17 protein-coding genes, 1 pseudogene and 1 other annotated feature are annotated in these 16833 nt (G+C 31.3%); of the genes and pseudogenes, 14 read left to right on the forward strand and 4 right to left on the reverse strand.

Annotated features, from left to right (window positions below; translation table 11 throughout):
* From SB773_RS08195 to SB773_RS08240, 10 genes and pseudogenes are all read left to right on the forward strand, one after another.
* Positions 1-106, forward strand: a 106-nt coding sequence (locus SB773_RS08195; RefSeq protein ID WP_163056894.1) for an IS3 family transposase, incomplete at its 5' end; no start/stop codon positions are given.
* A 259-nt stretch (positions 107-365) separates the two neighbouring features.
* Positions 366-2504 (forward strand): penicillin-binding protein, encoded by a 2139-nt coding sequence (locus tag SB773_RS08200; protein WP_410589413.1) that lies wholly within the window; start codon positions 366-368, stop codon positions 2502-2504.
* A gap of 190 nt (positions 2505-2694) precedes the next feature.
* Positions 2695-2952, forward strand: a binding site (T-box leader).
* Between the two features lie 65 nt (positions 2953-3017).
* On the forward strand, positions 3018-4256 hold the full coding sequence (locus SB773_RS08205; protein ID WP_410589415.1) for an MFS transporter: 1239 nt from the start codon (positions 3018-3020) through the stop codon (positions 4254-4256).
* 111 nt (positions 4257-4367) lie between these two features.
* Positions 4368-5393 (forward strand): serine hydrolase domain-containing protein, encoded by a 1026-nt coding sequence (locus SB773_RS08210; protein ID WP_410589418.1) that lies wholly within the window; start codon positions 4368-4370, stop codon positions 5391-5393.
* Between the two features lie 64 nt (positions 5394-5457).
* Positions 5458-5583: pseudogene (locus SB773_RS08215) on the forward strand (GNAT family acetyltransferase); the annotation flags it as partial.
* Positions 5584-5726: 143 nt separating this feature from the next.
* Complete coding sequence (locus SB773_RS08220) at positions 5727-6194, forward strand: CcdC protein domain-containing protein (protein WP_060751188.1); 468 nt, start codon at positions 5727-5729, stop codon at positions 6192-6194.
* A 79-nt stretch (positions 6195-6273) separates the two neighbouring features.
* On the forward strand, positions 6274-6780 hold the full coding sequence (locus SB773_RS08225; RefSeq protein WP_044443053.1) for a DUF3189 family protein: 507 nt from the start codon (positions 6274-6276) through the stop codon (positions 6778-6780).
* Between the two features lie 197 nt (positions 6781-6977).
* Positions 6978-7784 (forward strand): DegV family protein, encoded by an 807-nt coding sequence (locus SB773_RS08230; RefSeq protein ID WP_002141971.1) that lies wholly within the window; start codon positions 6978-6980, stop codon positions 7782-7784.
* Positions 7785-7936: 152 nt separating this feature from the next.
* Positions 7937-9160: a methyltransferase domain-containing protein gene (locus SB773_RS08235; RefSeq protein ID WP_410589422.1), complete on the forward strand. Its 1224-nt coding sequence runs from the start codon at positions 7937-7939 to the stop codon at positions 9158-9160.
* A gap of 112 nt (positions 9161-9272) precedes the next feature.
* Complete coding sequence (locus tag SB773_RS08240) at positions 9273-10577, forward strand: MFS transporter (RefSeq protein ID WP_060751186.1); 1305 nt, start codon at positions 9273-9275, stop codon at positions 10575-10577.
* Positions 10578-10784: 207 nt separating this feature from the next.
* Here SB773_RS08240 and SB773_RS08245 read toward each other — a convergent pair whose 3' ends face one another.
* Entirely contained in the window at positions 10785-11408 is a 624-nt protein-coding gene (locus SB773_RS08245; RefSeq protein ID WP_410589424.1) for an NmrA family NAD(P)-binding protein, read from the reverse strand.
* Positions 11409-11551: 143 nt separating this feature from the next.
* Here SB773_RS08245 and SB773_RS08250 point away from each other — a divergent pair, with 143 nt between their 5' ends.
* Positions 11552-11935, forward strand: coding sequence for a winged helix-turn-helix transcriptional regulator (locus SB773_RS08250; protein ID WP_410589426.1), 384 nt, complete (start codon positions 11552-11554; stop codon positions 11933-11935).
* Between the two features lie 91 nt (positions 11936-12026).
* Here SB773_RS08250 and SB773_RS08255 read toward each other — a convergent pair whose 3' ends face one another.
* Positions 12027-12725, reverse strand: coding sequence for a hypothetical protein (locus SB773_RS08255; protein ID WP_410589428.1), 699 nt, complete (start codon positions 12723-12725; stop codon positions 12027-12029).
* A gap of 516 nt (positions 12726-13241) precedes the next feature.
* On the opposite strand from SB773_RS08255, the gene SB773_RS08260 reads away from it, so the two are divergent.
* Together SB773_RS08260 and SB773_RS08265 are read left to right on the forward strand one after the other, a co-directional pair.
* Positions 13242-14042, forward strand: coding sequence for a GNAT family N-acetyltransferase (locus SB773_RS08260; RefSeq protein WP_410589430.1), 801 nt, complete (start codon positions 13242-13244; stop codon positions 14040-14042).
* Positions 14043-14088: 46 nt separating this feature from the next.
* Complete coding sequence (locus tag SB773_RS08265; RefSeq protein ID WP_060751182.1) at positions 14089-14964, forward strand: glycerophosphodiester phosphodiesterase; 876 nt, start codon at positions 14089-14091, stop codon at positions 14962-14964.
* A 133-nt stretch (positions 14965-15097) separates the two neighbouring features.
* Here the strand turns inward: SB773_RS08265 and SB773_RS08270 are convergent, their stop codons facing one another.
* On the reverse strand, positions 15098-15511 hold the full coding sequence (locus SB773_RS08270) for a magnetosome magnetite crystal formation protein family (protein WP_088291851.1): 414 nt from the start codon (positions 15509-15511) through the stop codon (positions 15098-15100).
* A gap of 132 nt (positions 15512-15643) precedes the next feature.
* Complete coding sequence (locus SB773_RS08275) at positions 15644-16111, reverse strand: DUF2306 domain-containing protein (protein ID WP_410589433.1); 468 nt, start codon at positions 16109-16111, stop codon at positions 15644-15646.
* A gap of 175 nt (positions 16112-16286) precedes the next feature.
* Between SB773_RS08275 and SB773_RS08280 the strand changes: the two genes are divergently transcribed.
* Positions 16287-16817, forward strand: coding sequence for a DUF4269 domain-containing protein (locus SB773_RS08280; protein WP_044441603.1), 531 nt, complete (start codon positions 16287-16289; stop codon positions 16815-16817).
* Positions 16818-16833 lie beyond the last annotated feature (16 nt).

The following is a 16833-nucleotide window of genomic DNA, read 5'->3' on the forward strand; positions in this document are numbered from 1 at the left end:
AGAGATTAAGAAATATATGACGTACTATAATCACTATAGATATCAATGGAATTTAAAAAAGATGACTCCTGTTGGATACAGAAATCATCTCCTTGATGTTGCCTAACTTTTTTCAAAATGTCCTTTACAAAGGGTACAGATTAAAAAGTAGGTTCTTTTTATTTGAAAATTCTTAAATTTCACTTACCGTATTTTATGTTAAAAAACATAGAATTAATAAAAAACAAATAGCAACAGAACTGGTTTTCTTATTGTTATAGAGGAATTAGTAAAAAAACTTCGAAAAATATAGTATCTACTATATTAAAGAACATATTTAGTAGCGCATCTTCGCATTAATGCATTGTAAAGGAAAGGAGATTAGTATGCATAAACTTCAAACGAATAAAGGCGCACGATATATGATGATTGCTTTTATTGTTTTGTTTCTTACTATGCTTTTACGTATATTTTATATTCAAGCAGTAGGAGTCGTGCATAATGTTAATGTAAAGGATCTTGCGAAGGAACAACAAAACAAAAATGGAGTTTTAGAGGCAAATCGCGGGACAATTTATGATCAAAACGGTAAAGTATTAGTCCAAGACTCAACGACATATCGCATCGTTGTAAACTTAAAAGGAAAAGATAAATTAAAAGATAAAGAAGATACTGCACAACGTTTAGCAGATGCGCTTGAAGTTGATAAAGAGGAGATCATGAAAAATTTTCATGAAGGACGTACGCAAGTTGAAATTGGTAAAATTGGACGTAACTTATCTAGAGAAGCGAAGGAAGAACTTAAAAATTTGAAAATACCAGGTGTATCGTTTACAACAGAAAAAGCCAGAGTATACCCAAATGAAGACTTCGCCTCGTATATACTTGGTTTTGCAAGACCAGATGATAAAGGTAATGCGGAGGGCAAGTTTGGGCTTGAAGAAAGTTTGGATAAATATTTACGCTCTACAAACGGAAATGTAAAATATGTAGGTTCACGAAATGGTATCCCACTTACAAATGATATAGGAAAAATAGAACCTGCTAAAAATGGAAATAACGTATACCTTACGCTTGATAAACAAATTAATAGTTTTTTAGAAGATGCAATGAACAAAGCGGAGCAACACTATGCCCCTTCTATGTTAGTAGGAATTATTGCAGATCCAAAAACAGGTAAGATTTTAGCAATGTCTAGTAAGCCTAGTTATAATCCTAACAAGGGAGACATTGAATATTTTTTAAACGATCCAATTGCGAATGCATTCGAACCAGGGTCTACAATGAAAGTTTTTACATTAGCTGCTGCAATTAATGAAGGTGTATATAACGGGAAAGAATATTTCCAATCAGGAAAATACGCAGTTGGTTCAGCAGAGATTAAAGATCATAATGGCGGCTATGGATGGGGTTCAATTACATTTGATGAAGGGTTTGAACGGTCATCGAACGTTGCTTTTTCTATTTTAGAAGATCAGTTACTGAAACCAAATAAATTCAAGCAATATATGAATAAATTTGGTTTCAATCAAAAAACAGGTATAGATTTGCCTGGAGAAAGTAAAAATACATTATTGCTAAATACTCAAATCCAACAAGTTACTACTTCTTTCGGTCAAGGCTCTACTGTAACCCCTATTCAAATCGTACAAGCGGCCACAGCTATAGCAAATGACGGGGAAATGATGCAACCTTATATTGTTGATAAGGTTGTAAATCCAACAAATAAACAAGTTATTATGGAAAATCAACCTAAAGAAATAGGGAATCCGATTAAAAAAGAAACTGCAGAAGAGGTAAGGAACTTAATGGAGCGAGTTATTACTTCATCAAAAGGAACGGGAACGATGTATAAAATTGATGGTTATCCGATTGGTGGTAAAACAGGGACAGCGCAAATTCCGAATCCTGAAAATGGAAGATATATGGAAGGGAAAGATAATTATATTTTTTCATTCTTAGGAATGGCTCCAATTGATGATCCGCAATTAGTCGTATATTTAGCCATTAAGCAACCTAAATTAAAGGGGAATGAATACGGTGCTCAGCCTCTTGCTGAAATTTTTAAACCAGTTATGAAAAATAGTCTAGAATATTTAAAAGTGAAACCATATACAGAAAAGAAAATGGCAGATGCAACAAAGCAATCTGAAATAAAAGTACAAAATTATGTAAATCAAACAATGGATACTGTAAAAAATATTGCAGAAAAAGAGAAACTTCAGCCGGTATTATTAGGAGAAGGAAAGATAATAAAACAATATCCAGAGACTGGCGAAGTAATGAGTGAAGGAGATCGCATACTTCTAGTAGGAAGTAATGTGAAAATGCCTAACCTAAAAGGTTGGTCAATGCGTGATGTTATGTATTTCTCCAAGCTATTAAAATTAGATTTAAAAACTTCAGGTATGGGCTATGTAACTAGTCAAAGTATTGAAAAAGGACAAGATTTACAAGAGGGTGATACTTTAAAACTAGATTTGGAACCGCCTCTAGAACCATTAGCAGAAGCGAGTACAAATTAATATCGAATTTTGTAAGAGTCTATAGTATAATAGGCTCTTTTTGTTAGAGTTACAAGCAATTTCACGCACCGTATTTTTTAATAAATAAAAAATCAAGTTACAAAATTATAAAGGATGCTCACTTTTAAAAAAACTGATTATTCTTTTTAATTATTTACAATATAAAACCTATGTGATAATATGGAAAAAACCAAATGCAGTGAAGAGAAGAGTAAATAAAATGAATTTTTCACAGAGAGCTCTATTTAGCTGAAAAGGAGCAAAAATTCTTTATTGAACCAAGCCTCTGAGCAGCACATCGGAACCTTTTAAAAGTGGATGGTGTGACGGGAGCTCCCGTTATAGAGATAAGGTATAAGCATGAAAATAGTGCAGTACCTGATAAGGTTAATATGGCGACATATTAACAAACTAGGGTGGCACCGCGATGATAAATCTCGTCCCTAAGACTAAAAGTCTTGGGGGTGGGATTTTTTTATTGTTTTAAAACAATTTAGAAAGCGGGTGCCTAAAGTGAAAAAATTACTTGAAGATTGGAAATATCCTTTATTACTATTGTCCGGAGTTGGTATTGCGAATTTAGGTGCATGGATTTATTTAATCGCACTGAATGTACTTGTCTATAATATGGGTGGCTCAGCCTTAGCTGTCGCTACTTTATATGTGATAAAACCATTAGCCACTTTATTTACAAACGCTTGGTCAGGAAGTATGATAGATCGTTTAAATAAACGAAAGTTAATGATTCACCTCGATATATATCGAGCAGTATTTATCGCTATTTTACCCTTGGTTCCATCCCTTTGGATTGTCTATCTCTTAGTATTTTTTATAAGCATGGCCAGTGCGATTTATGAACCAACTGCTATGACATATATGACGAAATTAATTCCAGTAGAGCAAAGACAACGTTTCAACTCACTACGTAGTTTAATAGGATCTGGTGCATTTTTAATTGGTCCAGCAGTGGCGGGGATATTATTAATAACTGGTACACCAGAGTTTGCTATATATATGAATGCTATAGCATTTCTGTTATCAGGGTTAATTACATTACTTTTAACTGATCTTGATAAAAAATACGATTCTAATACATCAAGTGATAAGTTATCTCTAACTGTACTAAAAAAAGATTGGAACATAGTTTTAAATTTCAGCAAAAAATCTGTGTATATAGTATGTGTTTATTTCCTATTCCAAGGAATGATGGTTTTAGCTACCGCTATAGATTCACTTGAACTATCGTTTGCAAAAGAAGTTTTATTGTTAACAGATAGTGAGTATGGCTTCCTAGTTAGTATCGCTGGAGCGGGTTTTATTTTAGGAGCCATAACAAATACAATTTTATCAAAAAAATTAGCACCTTCATTTCTAATTGGGATAGGATCATTATTCATTGCAATCGGATATTTGATTTATGCTTTTTCAAGTGAGTTTTTAATAGCTGCTATCGGATTCTTTGTTTTATCTTTCTCTATGGCATATGCAAATACGGGATTTTACACATTTTATCAAACTAACGTTCCGGTTCATATGATGGGACGAATCGGGAGTATATACGGGCTCGTTATAGCTGTTTTTACAATTTTTATAACGATTCTGTTCGGCGTTGCAACTCAATTCACTTCTATACAACTTGTAGTCATTGTAGGAGTATTGGTAATGCTACTTATTACTATCATATTGTGCGTGTTTACTTTATTACCATCGCGGTCTAAGGTATATTCCGCTGAATCAATAAATTCGAAATAGTTCCCTTGGTTTTTATTTGAAAATTAGGGGGTTGAATAGGAGGTTTCTTTCCCCTATATATGGAAAAGTAATAAGGGGAAAGAACAATACCAATAAACAAGGGTGGTTATTATGATAAAAACAAAAGATCAAATAGAGAAAATTGTAAAAGAAATACATCGGAATATAGATTTTTCTGGGGTAGTCTTAATAAAAAAAGATGATGATATTATTTATGAAAATTCATTTGGATATGCTAACCGAAGTGAATGTATAAACAATACACTACAAACAAGATTTGGAATTGCCTCAGGATGCAAATTATTTACTGCTATCAGTATCTGTCAACTTGTTGAAAGAGGTGTAATTACTTTTCATACAAAGTTAAAAGATTGTCTACGTATTAAATTCCCAAACTTTAATGAAGATATTACAGTACATCAACTTTTAACGCATAGTTCGGGTATTCCAGATTATTTTGATGAAAGTATCATGGATAACTTTGAAGACCTTTGGAAACAAACTCCTATGTATCTTTTAAAAAGTTTAAAAGACTTTTTACCATTATTCCAAAACAGTAATATGATGTTTACACCAGGAAGTAAGTTTTACTATAATAATGCAGGTTTTATTATACTTGGATTAATTATAGAACAGCAGACAGGACTTGAATTTACGGAATATATAGAAAGAAACATATTTGTTCCAGTTGGTATGAATGATTCAGGCTATTTCTCTTTAGATAATTTACCAAAACATACAGCTCTCGGATATATAAAGGATGTAAATAGTCAAAAATGGAGAACAAATGCATACTCTATACCCATAAAAGGAGGTTCTGATGGCGGTGCTTACATTACTGCACCAGACATGGTGAAATTTTGGGAAGCTCTATTTAACAACGAAATATTAAGCCGCGAATATACGAAGTTACTTTTAACTCCTCATATTTTGGTGAATAATAGCCAGTCTTACGGCTATGGAATATGGATTGAGAAAAGACAAGAAAATATTTTTAAATATCATGTAATGGGATATGATCCAGGCGTGAGTTTTCGCTCGGCCGTATACCCGGAATTAGGAATTACATTAGTTATTCCATCAAATAAAGGGGCAGGACCTGAAAAACTAATGGTGGAAATAGAAGGAGCTTTTTAATTACATGGATATAAAAATTAGAGCATATAAAAAAGAAAACGAAATAGGCTAGGTACGTTGCCGTGTGTTATCTTTTTTAGATACAGCATATTATGACAATGTACTTAAAGGGAAAGAAAAATATGAAAATCCCGCAATTGAACTAGTTACTATACATGAAGAACAAGTAGTAGGAGACGTACGAGTAAAAAGTACGTCTTTTTACTTTTATAAATAATGCTTAAGGCTGATGGGAAATCACATTCCATATTATACAAATTAAAGTAGCTATCGTATTTCAAACAGAGACGAATATAATTTTCAAAGGTAAACAAGTATATAGGAGGACTCTAAATGGATATTCTATTTGTTATTCTACTTGTTATTCTTATAATTGTATTAATGCAAGGTAAGGAATACAAAGTGAATATTAATCGTATTTGGCTCATCCCGGCTTTGCTGTACTTTGTAACAATCCAGTCCATTATTCATATGGGACAATTAAATATATTGCACGTACTGCTATTCGTTGCAATGTTTGGAATTGGATTGGCACTTGGAATTATTAGGGGGAAAGCTTTAACATTTCGGTTAGATAGTGAAACGGGTCATGTATTACGAAAAGGAAATTGGTTAAGTACAATTATTCTCCTTGTTATTTTAGGTGTGAAAATCGTGATTAAGCAAAGTATGTTTCCTGGCAGTACTCACCACACATTAATGGTTGTAACGAATGCCTTTTTATGTATCACATTAGGTACCGTAATTAGTAGACGCTATTATATTTGGAAAAAATATAATGAATTAACACAAAAAGCGTAAATACATTCGTCCCTTGTTTAACAACGCTGTGAACGGTAATACTAAATAATATTGAACTTTTACAAAAAGGGATGATAATATGATATTCATTTACACAGATTTCGGTGGAACGCATTCAACTGCACTCGCTGCAGCTTATCATTTAAATAAATTACCAACAGATCGTAAGTTAACGAAAGAAGAAATATTAAATGTAGATTACTTTAATAAATTGAAAACAGAAGATATGGGAAAGATTATTTTTCATGGACAAGATGAATATGGGAATCCTGTATATACAATTGGGTGCGGGGCATCCAAAATCGTTGTACCTGCGATGAAGCATTTAGGAGAGATTCTGCAAAAACATTATCAAAGCCATGAAAAGATTATTTTTTCTAATACATCACCAACAGTTCCTTTACCAATGACTTTCGGTGGTCTGTTTTCTAGAAGGTTCCACATCGACTTTATCGGCGTACCATTACTCGTATGGGGAGCAAAACTTAGCTGTGATAACATACAAAGGCTTGTGAATTATACGAAAGAAGCTGGCCGATTGACGAATGATTATGTTGTAATTTTAGATAACGAAACATTTAAGTAATGTAATGTTAAAAGAAGGCCGGAAAATTTTGTGGTTTTCTTTTTTTTTGATAAATAGACAAAAAACATTCACATTTATTATACATCTACTATAGCCAAAATAATAAAGTCCTGTTACTATTACAGGGGATATTCTCTTTTCGTAAGATAAATATATAGAAAAGTCAGAAAAGAGGAACAGAATAAGGGAGGAACAACATGAAGCGTGTTGCTTGGTTTACTGATAGTACAACTGCGAGTTTTACAACAGATGGTGATAACTTTGTTATCCCAATTGAAGTTATTATTGATGGAGTGTCTTATAAGGATTGTGAAGAAGGAGTTCATAAACGTCTTTATGAAGCGTTAAATGATGGAAGAACAGTTACTACTTCGCAACCTAACATAGGGGAAATGGTAGAATTATTTACTAAATGCAAAGAAGAATATGAAGAAGGCTTTGCAGTTGCTATTAGCGGAAAAGTAAGTGGGACCTATCAAAATATGAAGCTAGCTGCTGATATGGCAGGTTTCCCTTTAACTGTATTAGATAGTGAAACGACAAGTTATCCAATGGATGAACTTTTGAGAAAAGCTAAAACGTTATACAATGATGGTATGACTTTACAAGATATACATAAAACATTAGTAGATGAAAAAAGAAGGCCTTTTTATGTATTTCCAAAAAGCTTAAAAGGTTTATATGCAAGTGGTCGAGTAAAGGGAGTTCAATTTTTACTTGGAAGTTTATTAAGTGTCAACTTAATCTTAGAAGTAAAAGGCGGAGAACTTTTACTTGAAAAGAAAGTGCGTAAAATCCAAAAATGTAGAGAATACATTAAAAATGAGCTTGAAAAAGAATTACCAAAAGTACTTCATATGTTCTATGCTAACGATAAAGATGGAGCTGAAGAATGGATTTTAGATATTAAACAAGCATTCCCTGAAATGGATTTCAAGCTTTATCCATTGCCGATTTCATTTGCTGTTCATGCAGGTGAAGGAACAATAGCAATTAGTTATTAAGAGGAAAACCCGTGAATAATTCGCGGGTTTTTTTATTATATAAAAGCTTCATTACATCATTCCCGTATCACAAATAATAATGTATAGATAAAAGGATTTTCTACTAAAAAAAAGAAGTATGTATAAACAAATATTATAATGGTAGTGATATTATGAAAATCGGAAAGTTTGGAGAAAAAAATAATATAAGCATAGATACAATTAGACATTATATGGATCTCGGACTAATTATTCCTGAAAAGAAGGGTAGCCATTATTTTTTTGATGAGTATTGTCAAAAAGATATAGAGCTTATATTAGAGTACAAATGGCTAGGTTTTAGTTTGAATGAAATTAAAGAACTTTTTCTTTATCAAAATTTAGCGAAATCTATGAATTACGAAAAAGATACTCTTTACCAATCTTTATTTAAATCGAAATACGAAATGTTTGAACAAGAAATACAAATTTTAGAGGAGAGAAGGGATAAATTAAAAGAAGTGTTAAATGATTTATCGCTAACAAATGAAACTCCGAATTCTATTATTGGGATAGATTTAAGCGTACTTCATTTACTTACATGTTCTAAGTGTAGCAAAAACCTAATTCTTCAAAATGGAATTATTAATTGCAATCAAATTACAGAGGGAAAGTTAATTTGTAACTGTGGGGAAGAATACATTATTACTTCAGGTATTCTAACAGCTGGCAATTTATTTAAAGCATATGAGCGATCTTCACTTGAAAGTTCTATTTCAGATTATATTCATGAAACTGATACTGCATATTTGGAAAATGTGCATAGAGAAGGAGAATGGGCGAAAAAGAAACTAATGCAGCTAGATTTAAATGAAAAAATACTACTTGATTTAGGGTCTGGTATTGGGTTCTTTTTACGAAATATTTATGAAGAACTACCAGAAAATTGCCTATATATTGCTGTTGATCGAGATTTGAATAAACTTATATTTTTAAAAGATGTAATTGAAAAAAGAAACCCTAAAAGAAACATTATATTTATCTGTGCCGATTTTTTAAACATACCTATTCAAAATTATTCTACTGATATTGTAATTGATCAATCAGGTACAAGTAATTATAGTTTTGAACATGAGAATTTTTTACTCCACAAATTAAATCCTCTTTTAAAACCTGATTGTTATTTATTAAGTTTATTTATTTTATTTAAAAATTTTAGCATAAACAGCCAAATTGAAACTAGGTTTCGAGAAAATTTTACACTTTCAAAAGTAACGAAAGAAATCCAAAATCTAAAGTTTCAATCCATTGATGAAAGAACTTCAAATTATTTGGAACGGGGCGGCAAATACGAGGATTTCTTTGTTCAAGGAGAAGAAATTTATACATATTCATTTTTCGGAAAAAGATGGGGTTAACCCCATCTTTTATTTATTTCCCCTTAAAAATTTTCAAATTGTACATATTGCTATTGGGTTGGCCCAAGAACTTACAATGTACGTAATACAAAGTTAAGTAGGGGGAAAAGTTATGGGGAGTTTACGATTACATTTAGAAAATAAAAAAAGCAAACACGAATTTAGAAATATTTGTTTCTATGCAATTGGGAAAACAGTATCAACATTTGGTAGTTCTATTTATAGTTTCGCATTAGGATTGTATGTTTTACAAATAACTGGATCAGCGTTAAATTTCGCGATTACGCTCATTTTAGGAACGATTCCAATGATTGTTATGAATCCATTTGCCGGTGTAATTGCAGATAAAGTTGATAAAAAGAAACTGGTCGTTTGCATGGATTTACTAAGTGGAAGTTTATTAATTGTTACTTATATAGTAAGCAGCAATTATGGATTAAACTTATTCATCATTTATGCTACTACCTTTCTTATAACGGTATTTACAACATTTTTTGGAATAGGGTTAGAATCCGCAAAACCCAATATCGTCTCAAGTGAGAAGTTAATGAGTATTAATTCTATAAGTAAAATTATTGATTCTGTATCTTTGATTCTCGGTCCTATGTTAGGTGGTATCGTTTTTGCTGTATTAGATATTAAAACTTTTATAATTATAAACGGTATTTCATTTATTCTTTCGGGCATATCCATATTGTTTATTCACTTTAAATTGTTCGAGCACAACATCAATGAGGAATGTTCAATAAGAAAAATTGATTTTCTTAAAGATATAAAGGAGGGATTTTCTTATTTAATTGAGAAGGAAAGTTTAAAGAATACGTTTAGTATTTTAGTTGCACTTAATTTCTTCTTAGGATTTTCTATAATCGTTCCATTACCATACATAATAAATACAGTTCTTAATCTGAATTCAAAGCAATTTGGTATGATTCAAGGGACTTTTCCAATAGGAATGATTGTTGGTGCAATATTAGTAAAAAAAATAACTGATCGTTTTTCGTATTCCCATCTTTTGAAAAAAACAAGTATTATGTTGGCAATTTTTATGATAGTTTCAGGAATTCCTGTTTTATTCAAAAGTATTGAAGTAGATAATTTTGTATACGTTACTATGTATTGTATTATTTTGTTCTTTTTAGGGCTAATGATGGCGCTAATTGATATTCCTTTAATGTATTTCATGCAAAAAGAGGTTCCCGACGAATATAGGGGAAGAGTGCTCAGTATTGGATTAAGTATAGGTAAAATGATGCAGCCAATAGCATTGGCATTATCAGGATTATTATTAAATTATATCCCTGCTTACACGCTTCCAATTACAGGAGGGATAGTATTTCTTATTTTGAATAAGGCTTACTCAAATAAATTAAATTTAGAAATTCATTCAAAAGATTATAGTGTTTTGCGTAGCTAAGTGAACTTGTTAAGTAACAAAAAAGATGTTTATTTTGCAATAAAGTCCTTTGAAAAATAATAATGTTGTTTAAAAATCCTTCTTTAACTAAAGTGATAGGTGGTCGAAGTAAAGGCAGTAATAAAAAAAGTGCCAGTCCTAATGTGGACTGGCACTTTTTTAAATACAAAATTTATTATTTGATTTCGGCTGTGGAATTTGATTTATCTATTTTGTATTTACTAATAAATGTGTTAATGCTTGCTTTAATCGTGTAGCCTGATGTTCTAATAAGAAATTCAAATGGGTATGTGTTGATTCTAATCCTCCTTCACGAATCCCTTTTTGAGTCATTACTAACATTGGAAGGTAGGCTTCAGGTACTCCAGCACCTTTTAACATTTCTTCATAAGAAGAGTCATCTACTTCTAATAAAGGAATTTCTTTTCCTAATACTTCACTTAATGTATCAACAAATTGCTGTTGTTTTAAATTTTCACCAGAAAGTTCATAACTTTCTGCTCTTGTAACACTTGGATAAATAATTTGTTTTACACCTGTTGCTTTGGCAGCTTCTACTGCATTTGTATGCTGACGTATAACTGTATCAAAGTCACCAAATGTTGACATGATGAATAAACGATCAACATCTTTGAATGCTGAAAACAAGGTTTCTTGATTTTCAAAATCCGTTACACGTACTTCTAAGCCTTGTTCCTTATAGCTAAGTGCTTTTTCAGACTTGTCATCACGTACCCCAACAATTATTTCTTCAATTGATAATCTGGTAAGTAAATACTCAACAATTTTAGAACCTAAATTTCCGTTTGCACCCGTTACTAAAACTTTCATACAATCTCCTCCGTTACATACAGCGTTATTTTTGATTTTTGTATACATTACATATACTATTTCTTAAGAAGGATTTATGTAAGTAGGCACAATTTAATAACATAGTCATAAAAATAGTACTTAGAGAAAAAGGAGATTTTATTATGGCACGTTTTAGTTATCAAGATGAATCGGTTTCTGTAGAAACACAGCAAGAAATTTGTCCATTAACAGTTACCCAAAATGCAATTGCAGGAAGATGGAAAATCGTGATTTTGTGGCATTTAAGCAAAAATGAAATTATTAGGTTTAATGAATTATTGAGGATGTTACCTGGTATCTCAAAAGGAATCTTAACTAGACAATTAAGAGAGCTTGAAGAGGACGAGCTAGTACACAGAGAAGTTTATAAAGTTGTTCCACCAAAGGTAGAATATTCTTTAACAGAGCAGGGGAAAAAGTTTATACCTGTATTAGAAGCAATGCAAGTCTGGGGTAAAGATTTACTAAATAAAAAAATAGAGATGTATGAAAAGCATAAGGGCTAATAAATTATTAATACCTTCCTATTGGCAATAGGAAGGTATTAAGTTTAAATTAAATACTGAACAATTTATTAATGTGAGTTGTACTGGAAAACTATCGTAATTCAGCCGTCTTTCTAATAACAATCTTATCAATATCATCCTCTTCATCACCAATAAATAATCCTCGTTCTTTTAAGTATGTTTCAAAGTATAAATCTGCTTCAGCGCGTTCATCGTACGGCTTTACAGATAGAACGAAACCTAATTTGTTTTGTTCCTCTAAATGAGAAGTAGAGATGTATGCTGGTACATTGTGGCGTAAAAAGAGCTCTTTAACCGGAATAATCATATCTTTCATTAATTTCGTTAACATACCCATTTCAAACTCAAAATTAAAGCGATCTATACTAGATAAATCCGCGAATACTACACCAATAAAACCTGTATTAAACACTTCTTGATATTCTACTTCCTCGTCACCGTAAAAATTCTTTTCAATTAAATAATTTATAAAGTAAGCAACGCCATCACTTTGTTCAAATGGTTTTGTTGAAAGAACGAAGCCGATTTTCTTTTGTTTATGTAAATACACACATGACATGTATGCAGCGATATTATGTTCTTTAAATAATGCACTCGTTGCTCCAGATAGACCATCTAGTACGTGATGTACAATTTGAAGTTTTTTACGAGCGAAATAATAGGATTTCTTTTGTAACTCCAATGTATCAATAAAGACAGAGCCGATAAAGCCTGTATTTGAAATAATAGGTGTTTGCTTTTTTCTTCCTCTGCGCTTCGCTGGAGCCATTGATAAAATCATCCCTTCATGTACGATTAAAATAAAAAGAACGTTTGTTCGTATATTTATATTTTACTATTAAAACGCACTAAAGTAAAGGGTTTTTGACGAAAAAACAACAAAAAAGACACCTGTAAAAGGTGCCTTAAACATTGCAGGGAAGAGGTTTCATCCCATTATTTATATTAAGATACAGATACAATCTCTTCTGTATCCTCTACATCTAAATGACAGTCCATAGTACGAACATCTTGATCTTCATGACTTCCGAAATAAATAGTAATTTTCATATGTATCGCTCCTTTATTCTAGGAATACCTAAAATAATTACTAGTAATGTTAATATTTATTATATACCACTTTTTTCATTCCGACAATATTATATCATTTTTAATTCTTATTATGCTACATTGTGTGATATAAAGGGGTTAAAAAGAGGGATTTCATTGATTAAGTGAAATTTCTTATATGTTATATTTAATATAGGTGTTATTTAATTACTATTTTTTAAAAGGAGCATAATTGATGAATTATCAAAAGTTACTTATAGATAATTTTATATACAAAACTTCATATGTTGCTCGTCATGTGCGAGGGATGAGTTTAAAGAAAACGAAGGATTATATTGCCGTTAACTGTGGTTTACCTACAGATACATTTAATATTATTACTTTATTAAACAACAACTTAACGGAAGGAAACGAAGAATTATGTGCGGAGATAGAACACTTTAATCAAAAAGGGTTCCCCATGAGTGTTTGGTGTTGGGATGCAAAGCGAGAGAATACACTTAAGAACGATTTACTAAAACTTAGATTAAAAGAAGCAGAAAATAATATTGCAATGGTTGCAGATTTACAAACAATTCTTCCTACAATAGACATACCAGTAGGTTTTACAATACAAAACGCAACATCGCCAGAACAAATACAACAATTTGGTGAAACGTTAGCAGCTTTATTCGGTACATCAGCAGAAGCTACTCACGTTCAAGCATACTATAATCAAATTTCTTCTTTAAATTTATGGAATAGCGATAACATGAAACTATACTTAGGTCTTTATAAAGGTGAGGTAGTATCTGTTGGCTCTTTAGTATGTACGAAAGATAGTGTCGGTATTTATGATATAGCGACTAAGGAAGAAATGAGAGGACAAGGATTCGGCTCTACTATGTTTAATTTCTTGCTGCAAGAAGCTAAACAACTAAAAAATACGTATTGTGTATTACAAGCTTCACCTGATGGAATAAATATTTATAAAAAATCCGGCTTTCAAGTTGTAGGACAAATGACTGTTTTTGAAAATCGGCATTTATTTGAGTAAATCATCCAAGTCAAATTGTTTTAAATATAGGAGTTAACATATCGTTATGAAAAAAACATCTATAATTACAATCATTTGTTTCTTCACAGTAATAAGCATCTTTGTTTTTCAACAAGTAAATGAACATAATTATATAAAAGCTACTAATCAATCAAATCATATAAAAAACATTGCGCATAGAGGTGCTTCTGCATATGCACCAGAACATACAATAGTGGCTTATACATTAGGACAACAATTAAAAGGTGACTATATAGAAATAGATCTCCAAATGACAAAAGATGGGCATTTAATAGCTATGCATGATGAAACATTAAACCGTACAACAAACGGTGTGGGATTAGTTAAAGAACATACATTAGAAGAAATAAAGAAACTAAATGCAGGATCTTTTTTCAATAAAAAGCATTCCAATTTAGCAAAGAAAGAATTTGAAGATGCTACAGTTCCAACACTAGAAGAAATTATTGAAACGTTTGGACATAATCCTAACTATTATATCGAAACAAAATCACCAGATGAATATCCTGGAATGGAAGAAAAACTATTATCATTTATTAATCACTACCAAATAAATGATAAAGTTATTATTCAATCATTCAGTGAAGAAAGTCTGCGAAAGATTCATAGTTTAAATGCTAATATACCGCTAGTACAATTATTATCATATAAAAAAGCAGTTCAATTAACAGAATCAGAAATAGAAAAGTATAAAACATACTGCATAGGTCTTGGTATGAATTACAAATATATTGATGCAGCCTACGTAAAAAAAATAAAGAATTATGGATTAGAAGTTCATCCATTTACAGTAGATAATGAAAAAGATATGAAAAAGTTACTAGTATGGGGTGTAGACGGCATGTTTACTAATTATCCGGATCGTTTACATTCAATATTGGATTTGAAAAATCATAAATAAAAAGAATTACCCGATAGGAAATGATGTACGGCTGTTTTCCTGATGGTAACATAATTGAATACATTGAGCCGAAGTTTAAATAACTATGCAAAAGAGAAAATAAAAAGAATCCAATAAAAATATTGGATTCTTTTTATTTAGTTCTATGCACCCATCGTGAAACAATAGGATAATGAAATTCTTTATTTTGTAATTCATATAAAATCCCTTTAAGTGGTCCTAAAATTACGGCGGCTAAAAGTATTGTATATAATGGAATTGTTCCAAAAATAACAAATAAGGAATTTGTACTCAAGTCAATGTGTAATAAGGAAAGCATGATCGTACGGATTATTACGAAGTTCCAAAGAAATACAGCGAGCCATACTCCAAATTGGAAAAGGGCTGATTCTAGATTCATCTCTTTTATACTTTGTGATTTGAAAACGAAATAAAGTATGAGCGGTATAAAGAAAAGTGTATTACCAAAGAGGAAAAAGGCCAAGAAAGATAATAAAGTAATTGCATGTATCACTAGTTTAATGTTTTTATCTTGTGATAGTATCATTAAAATCCTCCTATATTTAATTTAGATGGTAACCTATTATATCATAGGTTATATGGAATCGAAATAATCATACTATTTGCTGTATTAAGCATAATTTTTCATAAGATTACTCAGAAATTAATCAAAATGCAACTAATTTTTCCTCTGTTTTTTATATTTTTTTGATACACTGGCTACGAGAGGAATGCCAATTAAGGTAGGTAAAAACCAAAACCATATAGGTGGCAGTACATTAATAATTGGAATATGAATTCCGACGTTTACTAAAAGTGCGGTTACGGCACCGATATAGGAGCCTAACATACCTCTAATATGGTGGCGAATCCAATTTTTCCAACGCTTTTTTCTTGCAAGGTAGCCATAAATCGCAAATGAATAAGAGAAAATTGCTACATAAAATAAATATGCGATTTCATCCCACTTTATAATGGCCAATATAATTGCCGTCAGGGTTATGACAACATAAGATGCATGATATATTTCGCCCCATTCCGTATGTTTTCCTTTCTTTTTTTGAGCAACCATCGCTACAATACCAGTAATTAAACATATGGTTCCAAATAATATGTGTATGGTCAAAAGAATGTTGAAAATGCTCATAAAAGTTCCTCCTTTTTTATTTTTATAGTATTGCAGTATAGGAGAAAAGTTGAAAAATATAGTTAGTTCGCCTTAATATATTGAAATAAAGGTACTCCTAGAACAAAATGAAATGATTAAATTTTTTCTCAAATTTAGTGAGATGAGTATTACGTTAAATGAAGGAGAGACTTCTATGTTTACATCTATTACATATTTACAATCTGGGAATGATAAGCAACAAAAAGTTTACGAAGTTATTAATAAACTAAACATAATGGAGGATTTAGCTTTATATAGCCCTGTACTTTGCGGGACAATCCCTATTAGAGTTGATACCCTTCATTCTGACTTAGACATTGTAATGGAAGTACATAATTATGATTTTTTTGAACAGGAAATTAGATCATTGTATGGCTCATACGAAGGATTTGAAATGAAAAAGAAAATCATTAAAAATATCTTAACAATAAAGGTGAATTTTCAATTTGAAGGTTTTGAATTTGAATTATTTGCTCAACCGCGGCCAGTACGTAACCAAAATGCATATAAACATATGATAGTGGAGCACATGCTATTAATGCAGCACCCACACATTAGAGAAGAAGTAATTGAATTAAAAGAACAAGGCGTAAAAACAGAACCGGCTTTTGCGCAAGTATTAAAAATTGATGGTGATCCCTATAAAGAACTTATTTTATTAGGACAGGAAATGAGATTATGGTAGAAAAGGTACACAAAAG

The sequence above is a fragment of the Bacillus sp. SIMBA_074 genome (assembly GCF_046534555.1).
Classification (GTDB): Bacteria; Bacillota; Bacilli; order Bacillales; family Bacillaceae_G; genus Bacillus_A; species Bacillus_A mycoides.